11 protein-coding genes and 1 pseudogene are annotated in these 13,395 nt (G+C 53.3%); 5 read left to right on the top strand and 7 right to left on the bottom strand.

Going from position 1 to position 13,395, the window contains the following annotated elements:
• Nucleotides 1-3 precede the first annotated feature (3 nt).
• On the bottom strand, nucleotides 4-606 hold the full coding sequence (locus C9I92_RS06015) for an amino acid synthesis family protein (protein WP_047885113.1): 603 nt from the start codon (nucleotides 604-606) through the stop codon (nucleotides 4-6).
• Nucleotides 607-1,110: 504 nt separating this feature from the next.
• On the opposite strand from C9I92_RS06015, the gene C9I92_RS06010 reads away from it, so the two are divergent.
• From C9I92_RS06010 to C9I92_RS05990, 5 genes are all read left to right on the top strand, one after another.
• Nucleotides 1,111-2,724, top strand: a complete 1,614-nt coding sequence (locus tag C9I92_RS06010) for a BCCT family transporter (protein ID WP_047885114.1) — start codon at nucleotides 1,111-1,113, stop codon at nucleotides 2,722-2,724.
• 76 nt (nucleotides 2,725-2,800) lie between these two features.
• Nucleotides 2,801-3,832: an LLM class flavin-dependent oxidoreductase gene (locus C9I92_RS06005; RefSeq protein WP_047885115.1), complete on the top strand. Its 1,032-nt coding sequence runs from the start codon at nucleotides 2,801-2,803 to the stop codon at nucleotides 3,830-3,832.
• 190 nt (nucleotides 3,833-4,022) lie between these two features.
• Nucleotides 4,023-4,307: a DUF1330 domain-containing protein gene (locus tag C9I92_RS06000; RefSeq protein WP_047885116.1), complete on the top strand. Its 285-nt coding sequence runs from the start codon at nucleotides 4,023-4,025 to the stop codon at nucleotides 4,305-4,307.
• A gap of 161 nt (nucleotides 4,308-4,468) precedes the next feature.
• Nucleotides 4,469-5,206, top strand: coding sequence for a GntR family transcriptional regulator (locus C9I92_RS05995; protein WP_047885117.1), 738 nt, complete (start codon nucleotides 4,469-4,471; stop codon nucleotides 5,204-5,206).
• Nucleotides 5,207-5,543: 337 nt separating this feature from the next.
• Complete coding sequence (locus tag C9I92_RS05990; RefSeq protein WP_047885118.1) at nucleotides 5,544-6,965, top strand: DUF1835 domain-containing protein; 1,422 nt, start codon at nucleotides 5,544-5,546, stop codon at nucleotides 6,963-6,965.
• A 213-nt stretch (nucleotides 6,966-7,178) separates the two neighbouring features.
• Here C9I92_RS05990 and C9I92_RS05985 read toward each other — a convergent pair whose 3' ends face one another.
• From C9I92_RS05985 to C9I92_RS25650, 6 genes and pseudogenes are all read right to left on the bottom strand, one after another.
• A complete protein-coding gene (locus C9I92_RS05985; protein ID WP_047885119.1) occupies nucleotides 7,179-8,678 on the bottom strand; it encodes a sensor histidine kinase in 1,500 nt (499 codons plus the stop codon).
• Nucleotides 8,665-9,324, bottom strand: a complete 660-nt coding sequence (locus C9I92_RS05980; protein WP_047885120.1) for a response regulator — start codon at nucleotides 9,322-9,324, stop codon at nucleotides 8,665-8,667. The genes C9I92_RS05985 and C9I92_RS05980 overlap by 14 nt, the downstream gene beginning before the upstream one ends.
• A gap of 2 nt (nucleotides 9,325-9,326) precedes the next feature.
• Entirely contained in the window at nucleotides 9,327-9,983 is a 657-nt protein-coding gene (locus tag C9I92_RS05975; RefSeq protein ID WP_428838599.1) for a tetratricopeptide repeat protein, read from the bottom strand.
• A 25-nt stretch (nucleotides 9,984-10,008) separates the two neighbouring features.
• Nucleotides 10,009-10,827 (bottom strand): SDR family oxidoreductase, encoded by an 819-nt coding sequence (locus C9I92_RS05970; RefSeq protein WP_047885121.1) that lies wholly within the window; start codon nucleotides 10,825-10,827, stop codon nucleotides 10,009-10,011.
• The gene (locus C9I92_RS25655) at nucleotides 10,824-11,546 is read right to left on the bottom strand and encodes an iron-containing redox enzyme family protein (RefSeq protein ID WP_242551987.1); all 723 of its coding nucleotides are present in this window, start codon (nucleotides 11,544-11,546) and stop codon (nucleotides 10,824-10,826) included. The genes C9I92_RS05970 and C9I92_RS25655 overlap by 4 nt, the downstream gene beginning before the upstream one ends.
• 87 nt (nucleotides 11,547-11,633) lie before the next feature.
• Nucleotides 11,634-13,355, bottom strand: a pseudogene (locus tag C9I92_RS25650) (AMP-binding protein); the annotation flags it as partial.
• Between the last annotated feature and the right edge of the window lie 40 nt (nucleotides 13,356-13,395).

The raw sequence follows: 13,395 nt of genomic DNA, 5'->3' as shown, positions 1-13,395 counted from the left end.
TCCTTATTGCTGTTCACGAGCGGCTTTTTCTTGTGCCAGCTCTTCAAGGTCAATGTATCGGTTGCCAATTCGGGGATGCACGCGGCCGCCGTCAGATGCACCCAGCACCACCACAATTTCATTTGCTGCCGGTGCATCTTCGATCTTCATTTCCAGGGTGATGTAGTGAGAGCGCATGCCTTCGTCATCTTTGTGCATCATCGGAATCTGGATGGACGTTCCCGCCGAGCCGCGTTTGTTGGTAAAGCTCAGGTAGCTTTTGGCATTCACAGCTTCGCGATAGTGGTTGCCAAAACGCAGGGTGTGGATGACCGCTGATGCGTGTTCAATCTCACCCTCAACGCCGACAACTGCCGCTTTGCCATAGGCCTCAATGTTTTCACTGCCGCCCATGACGGCGCATAACTTATCGACAATCAAGGCCCCCAGTTCTGAACAGCCATCAATGATTTCCGGACGCAGGTTTTCAACAAATCCTTTTCCGTGCCAAGGGTTTTCAATAACGACGGCAACGCCAGCCATTCTGATCGGTTTTTCCCCAGCTTTACCGCCTTCGATATGGGTTTCTTCGATATAGGTGCACACCTTTCTGATGTTAAAAGCCATTGCCGTTTTCCTCTTTGGTTAGGTCATTGCGAGAACCTGCTCCCGCTTGTTGTATTATGGTATACCAAACTTAGGGGTCAAAAAGAAAGCGTTATTAAACCATAAACTGCGGCTCTGGTTGATGTTGATTTACATTTTATGATTAAAAATCAATTATTTATATCGTTATGTTCTGTATCTTAAGATATTTACTAAATTATCAAAAAGTGATCAATGATCACAGAATGTTAAAAAAGATAATCTGTTGAAGTGTTCGTTTTTATTATTGTTATTTAAATTAATCTTAATAAAAACAATAATTTGATAGGTTCGTGTGTGTTAAGTGTTTGTTAATTGTATGCCTTGAAGCATGGTTTTTTGGTGTTATGGTATACCAAGAAACACATTAAAATATTCACCGCAGATGCTGGTGAGATAACAAGGGGTGTCCAAAGTTGAAGTGGCCACAGGGTTACTGCAGTTCGGCTAAGGCACAATTAACAGCGTGATATGGAGCAATCCGGCATGATTTCCAATAACAACATGGTTAACAGGAAAGGGATATTTCGAGGGGTTAACCAGACCATGACCATAGCCTCTCTGGCTATGGTGTCAGCATTTGTGCTTTTTTCCGTTCTGCAGATCGATCTGGCAAACACGGTCTACAACGGGGTTAAGCAGTGGATTACCGCTAACTTTGGCTGGTATTACATTGCCGCCGTTGCCGTTATTTTTGTTTTTTCGGTCTGGGTAACTTTCAGTAAATTCGGGGATGTCCGGTTAGGAAAAGATACCGATCGCCCGGAATTCAATAACTTCACCTGGTTTGCCATGCTGTTCAGTGCGGCCGTGGGGACGGGGCTGATGTTCTGGAGCATCGCTGAGCCACTGACTTATCTTCAGGGGAATCCCTTTGCTGAAATGGCGCAGGTTGCACCTGGAACGCAGGAAGCTGCGCAAATCGCCATGCGAATCACCATTTTTCACTGGGGATTCAACGCCTGGAGCGTCTATGTACTGGTCGGGTTGATTCTCGCTTATTTTGCGTACCGTAAAGGGTTGCCGCTGACCATCCGTTCTGCGTTATACCCCATTCTTGGCAAACGTATTTACGGGCCAATTGGGCATGCTGTTGATCTACTGGCTATTTTCAGCACTTTGTTTGGTACGGCGACAACCCTGGGGCTGGGGGTTTCTCAAATGAACGCCGGGCTTAACTACCTGTTCGGTATCGAGATTAACTCCGTAAATCAGCTGATTCTGATTGTCGTGGTGGGTTCGGTCGCTACGTTCTCTGCGGTCTCCGGTCTGCAAAAAGGCATTAAGCTGCTCAGCCAGTGGAATGTGCGCATCAGCTCAATCCTGTTTCTGTTCTTTGTGATTGCCGGTCCAACGGCGTACTTATTTGGCGCATTCTTTACCAACTTGGGGGATTACCTGGCGAACTTCGTATCCATGTCGCTGTGGGTTGATCCTCAACCTGAACGTCAGTGGCAGGGCTGGTGGACGATTTTCTACTGGGCATGGTGGCTGAGCTGGGGCCCATATGTGGGGATTTTCATTGCCCGTATTTCAAAAGGGCGCACCATCCGCGAACTGATGCTGGGCGGCATCGTGAGCAGCACCCTGGGTGCCTTCACCTGGATCACTATTATGGGCGGGACAGCCAGCTTTATCGAACTGCATGGCGTGGGTGGTCTGACTGATGTCGTGAATGAAAACCTGACCATGGTTCTGTACAGCACCATCGAAGCCATTAATGTGCACTGGCTGACTTGGCCAATGGCTGCGCTGGCAACCTTGATGATTATCTCCTGGTTCGTTACTTCCGCTGATTCGGCCACGCTGGTGATTTGCACCATTCTGTCGATGGGTGATGACCATCCGCCAATTCGCATGCGCGTGGTATGGGGAGCAGGTTTAGGTGTGGTAGCCGGTATTCTGTTGATGGCTGGCGGTTTACAAGGGCTTCAGGCTGCTTCAATCGCCGCGGCACTCCCTTTTTCCCTGGTATTGATCGTCATGGGGTATTGCCTGATGAAAGATTTGTATACCAGCACTGAATACCAGGCATCACCAAGCCAAGACCCGGCACCCAAAGTGAACAAATTTAAGCCCGCCCCGGCACTTTCTAAGTGATCAGGGCAATCCAATGGCGGGCTATCAATCACAAGACAAGCCCAAGCAAACAAAACGACAAGAAAGGAAACTTGACATGAAATTCTCCTTATTCCTTCACATGGAACGCTACGATGAGAGCAAAACTCACCAGCAGTCACTGGCTGAACTGACGGAGCTTGTGCAAATTGCTGAGCAAGGTGGTTTTGAAATGGCCTGGATTGGTGAACACCATGCTATGGAGTTTACCATTGCCCCGAACCCGCTTAATTTCATTGCTTATCTGGCGGATAAAACGAGCACTATCCGCTTAGGCGCAGGAACGTTTATCGCTCCGTTCTGGCATCCGGTGAAGCTGGCTGGTGAAGCGGCGCTGGCCGATATCATGTGTAACGGACGCCTGGAATTCGGGATTGCCCGTGGCGCGTATCAGGCAGAATTTGATCGGGTCATGAATGGTATGCCATCTGCAGATGGCGGCAAATACCTGCGTGAAATGGTGCCTGCGCTGCAGAAGTTATGGGCGGGTGATTATGCCCATGACGGTGAGCTGTTCCAGTTCCCAACCACGACCAGCGTGCCTAAGCCGCTTCAGCAGCCGCATCCGCCAATGTGGATTGCTGCCCGGGATCCGGATTCGCACAATTTTGCCGTCAGCGCCGGCTGCAATGTCATGGTGACTCCGCTGCAAAAAGATGATGAAGAAGTTCAGGATCTTATGCACAAATTCAATGACGCGATTGCGAACAATCCGCAGGTGAGTCGTCCCGATATCATGCTGCTTCGCCATACGTTCGTCGGCGAAAATGAGCAGGAGTTGCAAGCGGGTACAGACGCTCTGCACCACTGGTATGCCATGTTCATGGCCTGGGCGAAAAACACACAGACCCCAGACAATGGGTTTGTAAACCGCTTGAGCACCGAAGATCTCGGCGAGAGCTTCAGCCCGTCGGCATTGCGTAACAATCTGGCTGTGGGCACCCCGGACGAGGTCATCGCGCGTTTGAAATACTACGAGTCGCTGGGGGTAAGCCAGTACAGCTACTGGGCTGATAACAGTTTAAGTTTTGAGGAGAAGAAAAAGTCCCTGCAGTTGTTCATCGAAAAGGTAATGCCTGCCTTTCAGTAAACGGTTTGACTGACAGTTTCTTTCTGCCTTGCCCCACTGCCTGGTGGGGCTTTTTTGACGACTTTATTTTGACCCGCTTGTTTACCGAATCATTCATTCAGGCATTAACCCAAGTGGTTCACTCAGCAAGCGCCTCAACACTTAACTTAACAAATCACTCGACAGCAACCCAAAGCGGTTAGGAGGAATCATGAAAGGGTATTGGATCGCTCATGTCACCGTTCATCATCCTGAAAAATATCGTTCTTATACCGACCTGGCACCGGCGGCATTTCAGCAATTTAATGGCCAGTTACTGGCCCGCGGCGGACGTTTTACGCAGTTGGAAGGAAACGAACATCAACGGAATGTCATCATTGAATTCCCGTCGTTTGAACAGGCGCTGAACTGCTACCATTCCGACAGCTATCAGAAGGCCAAAGTACACCGGGCTGGCATCGCCACGGCACAAGTTGTCATTGTCGAAGGTGTATAATCAAAGTGTTATGTGTGGAAAAGGCCATGCCTAGCACAAAAATTACCTTAAATCGTTATTTGCTATCACTTATAATGAGCCCCGCCCACACTAAATATATGGATGCATGGTGCTGTAGTTTACTTCGGTCTATGCCATCCCACGACCAGTAGGATATCAAGATGATCAGGCAACCCACGCAACTAATGAAGATAGAAAACAGTCGGATTCCGTTGCGCGAGAAAGTGCTGGCAACCTTACGCAGTGCCATTATGAATTTTCAGCTTCTTCCCGGAGATCGCCTGGTTGAACGGGATCTCTGTGACATGCTGGGAGTCAGCCGGACGTCGGTACGTGAAGCACTGCGCCACCTCGAATCCGAAGGGCTGGTTGATTACCTGGAAAACAAAGGGCCGATTGTTACCAAGTTAACGCTGGAAACCGCGAAAGAGATTTACGAGCTGCGAGCCAGCTTAGAAAGCCTGATTGTTCAGCTGTACACCATCAATGCGTCTGACAAGCACCTGCAGATGCTGGAAACCACACTTCATCTGCTGACGCGTCGCCTGACACAGGGGAATGTTTCCAACATCCTCGACAGCGTCAATGATTTTTACGAGCTGCTGTATGAAGGGTGCGGTAACCAGACGGCGGCGAAACTGCTGCGCCAGCAACAGGCGCGTATCAACCTGCTACGTGCCACATCGATTTCCCAGGAAAATCGATACATGGAGAGTATTGAAGAGATGAGCGCGATCGTTGATGCCATTGTGCAGCGTGATGTTGCCGCGGCACACCGAGCCTGCGTAAAACATATTCAGCGCGCCTCGGAAGTGGCGTTGACGGCGATGGCGGCAAAGGAAGGCGTGTCTGTTGTCCCGACAATTTTTGTCAGTGAGCAGTCGCTGATTAGTGCATAACGGCTGTTTTGTTCCGGGTAGCTCAGATTCACTTAAGGCTCAAAAATCGAGCCTGCAAGTCGCAATGTCGCTGAAAAGCAAGCAAATTCCAGTCGCGCGGCAACGCACGGCGTGATGTGTTGGTCGTTCACGTTTTTGGGTTTTACTCGCTCGTCCCGCTTTGCAACGTTTGGCGGGTGTTATATCCTTTCCGCAGGCGCTACCTGCGCCACCGGCTCGCGGAAAGGATGAAATCCAAGGTAACTTTAACTGAGAGCGGCAGATTGTGCCGCTGCCTACAACTTGTTTTGCCTTCTCTTCTGCCGGGCGAGCACAGAAGCATGAGACAGGTGAAATCATGACAACTCACAACGCTTTTTCCTTGCGTCTCGACGTGTTGAAACGCCGAGCCAAGCAACGTCTGAAAGCCCTTAAGCACAGCGATTCGCAAGAATGGCAGCAGGTGCGGGCGCATCACCCCAAAGCAATGTCGCTGAATACGGACAATATTCGGCTGGCTGATATTCAGCTGGTTATTGCTCGTGAGCTGGGTTTGCCCAGTTGGGCCCAGTTGAAAGTGCACACTGACCAGTTGGATTATCACCGGCAGCAGATTGCGCACAAGGTCGCCCCGCTTGACAATGACCAACGCACTTTGCATGTGCGGTGTGGTCACGACATTCAGCATCGACTGACGGAAGCCGGATTCACCGGCGATTTCCTGCCCTATATCGACCCGTTTTGTCTGGGACCTCTCGACCGCGATCCCCGGCGCTGCGAGGCTGTGCGAGCGCGCTTTGTTCGTCAGCATTTACTGACGGCGATGGGCGATACGATCACGACGGAAGCCATGTTACTTGCCGACGGGCAGCAAAAGCGCGCTCAGTTGCTCGACTCGACCTATGAACGGCTGGTGCTATGGGTTGAACACGACAATTATGATCAGCTGATGATGGTGCGGGTGTTGGCCGAGTGGTGTGCACATATGGTGTCGCCCGGGGCGGATCAAAAACCGCAGCCTGTGCTTGAGCTAATTGAGGTGAACCGGTTCCCGGGACAGGACAGGTTTATCGGGCTGGGACAATTACCGGCGGAGGGTTTGCGGGCATTGTGGCAGTCGCGACGATCTGTCAGTGAAGCAATGATGACCACGGCGAGTCGGGTTTGGGATGCGCTGTGTGATGAGTCACCCATGTCGTTAGTGCGGTTACTCTCCTCGTCAGGGCAATGGGCTCAGTTGCCCAATCTGGCTGCGGTATTGCGTCGTCATCTTCAGGAACTACCGCATCAGAACTCCGGGCTGGGACTGACCCAGTGGCTGGCACTGGAGGCGCTGGCAACTGAAGGGGATGCTCTGACCGGGCAGACAGGCGACAGCAAGTTAATACAGGACAAAGAGCACCACACAGGAGTGCCTTTTACGACCCTGTTCCAACGCTATCAGGCTTTGGAGCCGCTGCCTTTTCTGGGGGATGTCATGCTCTGGGCGGTAATTAAGCCGCTGCTGGTGGGAGACAATGCTTTAGTGCAGCGTGTCAGCATCGCAGAGAGCAACCCGGACAGTGCGAACAATGTTGATAATACTGGGCAACAACCCCTGACGGAGTCTGACTGGATGCGCCACAAGCTGGCACTGACAGCGCTGGGCTGGCAAGTCGTCAGGCATCGCCAAACTGCCAGTTGGGGTGAGTACGCCGTGGGCGGTATACCGGTTCGCCCTGACCGTGCGTGGATTTGGGATCACCAGAATCTGTCGACCCTGACGCTGAAGTCGGGCTGACCCCGCCTTTTTGTCTGTGTGGCCTCTTTGTGCGGCTTAACTTTCTGTCACTTACTTTGGTGTCACTTATTTTTTGGTCACTTAATTTGGTGCCTGCTAGCTTGTGACGGCTATCTTGTGCTTAATATCGGCACCGTTCAGAGGCAAAATTGCCCTGAAAAGACATAAAAAAAGCGCGCAGATATTGCGCGCTTTGTGTCTGACGTTCAGCGGTTAACCCGCAGGATGGGGCTCATTCCGGGTTTTGGCGATGACATTTACCGGTGCAATCTGAGCTGAGCGGGCCGGTAATTTCACCCGAAACTGGTTGCCTCGAGGGCCGGAGGCCGGTAACAGTTCGATGCTGCCGCCATGCAGCGACGCAATATCTTTGATGATCGACATGCCCAGTCCGGCTCCGTCACCGCGTTCGGTATGGGCACGAAAGAACTTTTCGAAAATCTTATCCCTCAGGCTATCCGGAATGGCTTCTCCGCTGTCACTGACCGTGACTTCTACCCAGTCTTTGGTGGTGGACAGGGTAACGGTAATGTCAGCCTCTTTACCGGCGTAGCGAATCGCATTGTCCATCAGGTTACTGAACAACACCGACAGGAGGATCGGGTAGCCCATGATGCGGACGGATTCCGGTCCGTCGAGGGCCAGATGCTGGTCATTTTTCAGCGCCAGCGGCACCAGATTGGCAATAACGTTACGCAGGTTTTCAGCCAGATCCAGCGATTCGATGTGCTGATTATGGTGCGCTTCAACACGGGACAGCATAAGCAGTTGCTGAATAACCCGGTCGGTACGCTCAATACCGCGCAAAATCTGTTGCAGGTCAGAGCGCAGCTCATGGTGTTGCTGGCGGCTCAGGGCATCTAGGGCATTTTCCGCATTCAGGCGTAATACTGCCAGCGGGGTTTTCAGCTCATGGGCCGCAGTCTGGGTCAGCCGTTTTTCCCGGCTCCAGGCTTTTTCTACCTCGCCCAGCATGTAGTTGAGCTGCCGGACCAATGGTTCCAGCTCGATGGTCGGGTGTTTGACGCTGATGGCGTCTAGCCGGTTGATATGTCGTTCGGAGATCGCCTGACGCAGTTCATTGATCGGACGGAAAAATTTGTTGGTGATCAGAATCAGCGTGACAGCCAGTACGGCTATCAGTATCAGCTGCGGGGCGGCGGTGGATACCGCGATTTCGTTGATCAGCTCACGGCGAATCGCCTGTTTCTCGGCCACCACCAGATAGGCCGGTTTCAGCAGGCCGTGCTGAGGGGGTAACTCAATCTGAAAGCGCCGCCACGGCTCACCGTTAATCTCGACTTTACCATAACCCAGCGTACCGGGCTCTCCGATCAGAGTATCCGGTGCGCCGGGTGATTTGATCAGAATCTCGCCCTGACTGTAGAACTGAAACATCAGGTTCTGTTCGTAAGGGTGCCCGTAAGGGGTGAGGGTATCGTCATCGCCGCCGCCGTAGCGCTGAATGTTCTGATACCAGCCCGAATACGCCTGGGCTCGGATATCAGCAGGCTCGCGCAGCAGATGCGGCATGCTCAGGGCCAGAATTTTGGCCGACTGACCAAGCCTGGCATCGTACACTTCATCAATCTCGTGGTGGGCTTCAAAGAAAATCGACACCCAAGAGATGAGTACCAAAAACGCAGCGACCCCCACCGAGGTGAGGATCAGTCTGCGTTTGATGGAAAAAGGCTTGGCGTCAGCTGTTTTCAATGATGTACCCCACACCGCGGATATTTTTAATCAGCTTACTGCCGACTTTTTTGCGCAGGTTATGAATGTGCACTTCGATGGCGTTATCGCTGGCCAGTTCATCCCAGCCGTGCAATGCCTGCTGCAGCGCTTCTTTACTGAGTACCCGACCGGATTGGGTCGCCAGCGTCGCCAGCAGCTTAAATTCATTTTTGGTCAGTTTGATCGGGTTGCCCTGTACATACACGTCATTGTTTTTCAGCGACAGGGTGAGATCGCCGATTTCCAGCACCGGATCGGTACTGCCTGCCACCCGACGGATTAATACCCGCAGGCGAGCCAGCAGTTCTTCCAGCGCGAACGGCTTGACCAGATAGTCATCGGCACCGCCATCAAGCCCTTTGACTCGGTCATCAATGTCATCGCGGGCGGTAAGGATCAGAATCGGCAGGGTGTGGCCACTGCGACGCACGCGGCGCAGCACATCCAGCCCGTCGGTATCGGGCAGGGTTAAATCCAGAATAATGGCCATGAAAGACTCGGTTTTGAGCGCCAGCTCGACACCATTGCCGAGCTGTAACCAGTCCACGGTATAGCCATGGCGGCTAAGGGAAGCCACCATGGATTGACCGAGCATGGCATCGTCTTCTACTAACAGAATGCGCATGGTTATTGCAGTTCCTTCAACTTGTTGGCAATTTCCATCTGCCGTCCTTTGTCAGCCAGCTGGCGACCGGTACGAGGGCTCGCCTTCTGGGCTTTCTTCAGGTATGCAATGGCTTCGGATTTGCGTCCGTCCTGGGCCAGAAAATCACCGTAGAAAAAGTTCGGGTCGATGCCGTTGGGGTTAATCGCCAGGGCTCGTTTTAGCATGGATTCGGCTTTGTCATCATCGCCAAAGCCAATCGGCCAGCCAGGTACCTGGTAGTATAGTGTACCCAAACTGGTATAAGCGGAACCTTCCAGCACGTTTGGATTCGACTGGATCACGCTTTCCAGCAAAGACTTAGACTCTTTCACCAGCGACAGGGCACTCAGTCCGCCATCTACCCCGGCCAGCGTACTTTTGTTGATCGCCAGCCAGACTTTCAGATCGTCTCGTTTAGGCTGACGACTTACCGCTTTCTGGTTGATATCAATCAGCTTTTCCAGACATTCTACCTGATTGTCGTTGTTGAAGGTGTCATATTTACATTTTGCCCACTGATGCTGAATATCGCTCAGCGTGTTGTCGTCTGCCGCTTGCGTCAGGGCTGACATTGCCAACAGGCTCAGGGCTACGGCGACGGGTGCCAAAGCAGAAATCCGTGAATGACGTTTCATCATCTTATCTCCTGTGCATTCGCCGCTGTTACGGCAGTTTTCTTGCAAAATCAGTGATGGTTGCGTGTTGCTTACGAATCGATGCTGTCACAACCTTCGGGATCAACTGGTTCAGTCTGACAAACAGTTTTTCCGGCCAGCCCAGCCAGCGGGCAGGGGTTTCCTGCTCGAGGCTATGCACGATAGCCGTCGCGACCGCCTCCGGACTGTCTGTTTTATTGCCCAGTTGCTGGTTTAATTCGGTGACCCGCTGATCATTGAGGTCCGTATCGGTGGCGCGTGGGCCAAGGTACTGCACTGTGATACCGCTGTCGGACAGCTCCCGGTTCAGGGCTTCGCTGAACCGATACAATCCGGCCTTACCGGCACAGTAAGTGGTATAGCCGGGATAGCCGATCGCCCCGAATGTCGAGCCGATATTCATGATCTGGCCGGGGTGGTTCAGCCATGACATCGCCTTCTGACACAGCAGGATCGGGGCCAGCAGGTTGAGCTGAAGTTCCCGGGTGATCGCTTCGCTGCTGCGCTGCGCCAGATAAGCAAACTCGTTGCTGCCGGCGTTGTTAATCAGCATGTCGATGGTGATTCCCTGATCGCGCCATGTCAGGCACTGGCGATGCAGCGCTTCTATGTCGTCCGGCTGCGAAAGGTCGGCGCACAGGCTCAGGTGTTGCGCTGGAGTGACCGATTCCCCCCGGCTGATCTGGTGCAGCAGGGCGCCCAGCTTACTCTGGTTGCGGCCGACAAGAATCAGGTTAGCCCCCTTGGCAGCCAGCTGGCGGGCAAGGGCGGACCCGATGCCGCCGGTCGCGCCTGTCAGCAGTATCCGTTTATTGGTCAGTTTCATGCACATGCTCCCTGCGTATCTTGGGTGGCCTGCTCAGCGCTATTGTCACTAATTGGCAAGTTGTGCAGCATCTGCCCGTACAGGCGGTAAACCATGTCGGCACCGTCAAGAATGGCTTGCTGGTCAGCCGGATCCGTAATGCGGTTCATCAGCCCTTCAAACAGCTGAATGTGCTCCTGATCGAGCGAGCTGTGAGAAATCAGGTAGCTCATAGCGCTGTTAGGCAGGTTCAGGGTTTTCTGGATCATCGCTGCCATTTCACCGCCGGAGGCCACACTGGTGCCTTCCAGTACCCACACCATGCCGAAGAAAGCCAGCGGGTTGCAGCGGTCAATCTGGTGATACAGGTATGCGACCATTAGTTCAATATCGCTGCCGACCCGGCCTTTGCCCTGATTGGCACGAACGGCATCGGCGTCAGCACCGCAGGCCGTCAGGTCGTTGAGGATCCACTCATGGTGGCCTTTTTCCTCTTCAATATATTCACCGATGGCCTGACGCAGCCATTCATAGCGTTCCGGCAATCGGGAGCCGCAGGCCATCAGCAGTGGGACTGTGTGTTTTACGTGATGGTATGCCTGAGTTAGAAACGCGGTATACGTGTTAAGGGTGACATTTCCCTGCGCGCAGGCAGCAAAGACCGGCGCACGATACATGGTGTCGCGGGCAGGCTGGGTGTGTTGCACCAGCTGGTCAAAGAAAGCGGTTTCGTTGGTCATAGTCGTATCCTTGTTGAGCTGCCATTTCACAATGGGCTGAAAATCGTGTGTCAGGTTGACCTGCTCGGTGGCTAATTCGGCCAGAACATGCTGAAAACGGTCATGGAAAGCCTGGCGTTTCGGACGGCCATTGGCGGTAAATAAGTCTGGGGACTGGCGGAAATCGTCGGTCAGAATCACAGCCCCCAGACGGGCATAATCAGGTAGCTGGCTGTTAAGTGCTTCGATGGCGGTGATAACGGCTTGTGCCTGAATCTGACGCGCATCTTCATCCTGCGATGTCGTGTTGTGCTGCAGATCGGTTGTATGAAGCCTCTGAACGGCGGGTAAGCCGACGATGGCGATCAGGCGCTCCATGCCATCACCGGCAACCAACATTTGTTGCAACGCCGGATAAGGCTGAGCTTCTGATTCGACCCATTCCGGAGAAATGTTGCGGCCGAAGCTGGTGATCAGCACATTTTTCCGGCGGCCGGTGATATGCAGAAAGCCGTCATCGTCTAAATAACCCAGATCACCGGTATGAATGGTGTCGGGATGATGTGAAGACGGATCGGTACCTGCATAGCCAAGCATCCCGGCGTGGTGTACTACTACTTCGCCGTCGTCGCTGATGCTGACCCGGCAATGAGGCAACGGCATACCGCTGCACCCTGGTCGGTTATACCTAGGCGTATTCAGGCTGACCACGGAACCGCATTCTGACAGACCGTATCCCTCGAAAGCCGGAATACCCAAATGGTGTGCCTGCATCAGCAATTTCTCTGAAACCCGTGCGCCTCCGACGGCGACGAACTTCAGCGGTTTGGCAACCGAGGGTGAGGCCGCGGCCAGATGGCACAGGGCACCCAATAAGGCTGGTGTGATCACCAGACTCTGCGGCTGCAACTCGAACAGGGCGGCTGCAAACTGACGGATATCAAACTGGCTTGAGCCGTTCAGGCCAAGCTGGCTGCCGTGCAGAATCGTGGTCGGAATCCCCATCATCAGCGGGACATACAAACCGGTGATATTTTCCAGCAGAGTGGTCAGCGGCAGCAGCACCATGTGGTGTTGCGGCAGGGCTGCGGTATCCCCGTTTGCGGCCAGTACCAGTTGTGAAGCCAGCGTATGGCTGGTTTTATCCAGATGCGCCTGACTTAGGCAAACCCCTTTGGGGTGCCCGGTCGAGCCGGAGGTAAACGTGATTTTTGCTGTACCCTCAGGCAGTGCCACATTGTCCTGGCTTTTGTCAGGGCTTGAGTTGCCAGTATTGGGCTGAGCAACGTAGCGGCGCACCGTTAATCCCGCGATGGCTGGGTATTCCGCCGTTTTGGCTGCCTCGGCGTTCACTTCTCTGTCTATGTCATTGCTGGATTTTGCACTGGTTACTTTTTCAGTGGTTACTTTTTCATTGCGTACGTGTTTGCCTGCGGCTCCGCTAAGGGTATTCAGCAGGTCAGACGGCCAGTGTCCCCACAGGGTGTCAATGTCGGCTTCCTGTAGCAGGTGATCAACCTGGCTCGGACTGAAAAACAGCGGTACCGGCACAAGAACCAGTCCGGCAGCCATTGCCGCCAGATCCGCGATAGCCCACTCCAGGCCGTTTTCGGCACGAAGCGCGAGCCGCCTGCCACCAAAGGCAAGCAAGGCATCGCGAGCGGTATTGACCGCCTGGGACAGTTGTTGGTAGGTCAGGCTGACCCTTTCACCGGGTGGCTGAGCGTTCACATTGCCTACGATCGCCGGTGAATGAGGAGCCAGTCTGACCTGATTCTCAATGGCAGCCAGAACGGTGGCTGGTAGTGTTGCTGGCTGAATATTGTGCATCCGATTCCCCTTTAGTACAGATAGCCGGAGGGTGGCTTCC

This window comes from Photobacterium ganghwense (assembly GCF_003025595.1).
GTDB lineage: Bacteria > Pseudomonadota > Gammaproteobacteria > Enterobacterales > Vibrionaceae > Photobacterium > Photobacterium ganghwense.
The sequence above is the reverse complement of the archived record's forward strand: the minus strand, read 5'-3'. Positions and strand labels throughout refer to the sequence as shown.

Bases quoted from the DNA above. Each gene is read 5' to 3' on its own strand.
- C9I92_RS06015 (WP_047885113.1), bottom strand. From the start codon at position 606: ATGGCTTTTAACATCAGAAAGGTGTGCACCTATATCGAAGAAACCCAT.
- C9I92_RS06010 (WP_047885114.1), top strand. From the start codon at position 1,111: ATGATTTCCAATAACAACATGGTTAACAGGAAAGGGATATTTCGAGGG.
- C9I92_RS06005 (WP_047885115.1), top strand. From the start codon at position 2,801: ATGAAATTCTCCTTATTCCTTCACATGGAACGCTACGATGAGAGCAAA.
- C9I92_RS06000 (WP_047885116.1), top strand. From the start codon at position 4,023: ATGAAAGGGTATTGGATCGCTCATGTCACCGTTCATCATCCTGAAAAA.
- C9I92_RS05995 (WP_047885117.1), top strand. From the start codon at position 4,469: ATGATCAGGCAACCCACGCAACTAATGAAGATAGAAAACAGTCGGATT.
- C9I92_RS05990 (WP_047885118.1), top strand. From the start codon at position 5,544: ATGACAACTCACAACGCTTTTTCCTTGCGTCTCGACGTGTTGAAACGC.
- C9I92_RS05980 (WP_047885120.1), bottom strand. From the start codon at position 9,324: ATGCGCATTCTGTTAGTAGAAGACGATGCCATGCTCGGTCAATCCATG.
- C9I92_RS05975 (WP_428838599.1), bottom strand. From the start codon at position 9,983: ATGATGAAACGTCATTCACGGATTTCTGCTTTGGCACCCGTCGCCGTA.
- C9I92_RS05970 (WP_047885121.1), bottom strand. From the start codon at position 10,827: ATGAAACTGACCAATAAACGGATACTGCTGACAGGCGCGACCGGCGGC.
- C9I92_RS25655 (WP_242551987.1), bottom strand. From the start codon at position 11,546: ATGACCAACGAAACCGCTTTCTTTGACCAGCTGGTGCAACACACCCAG.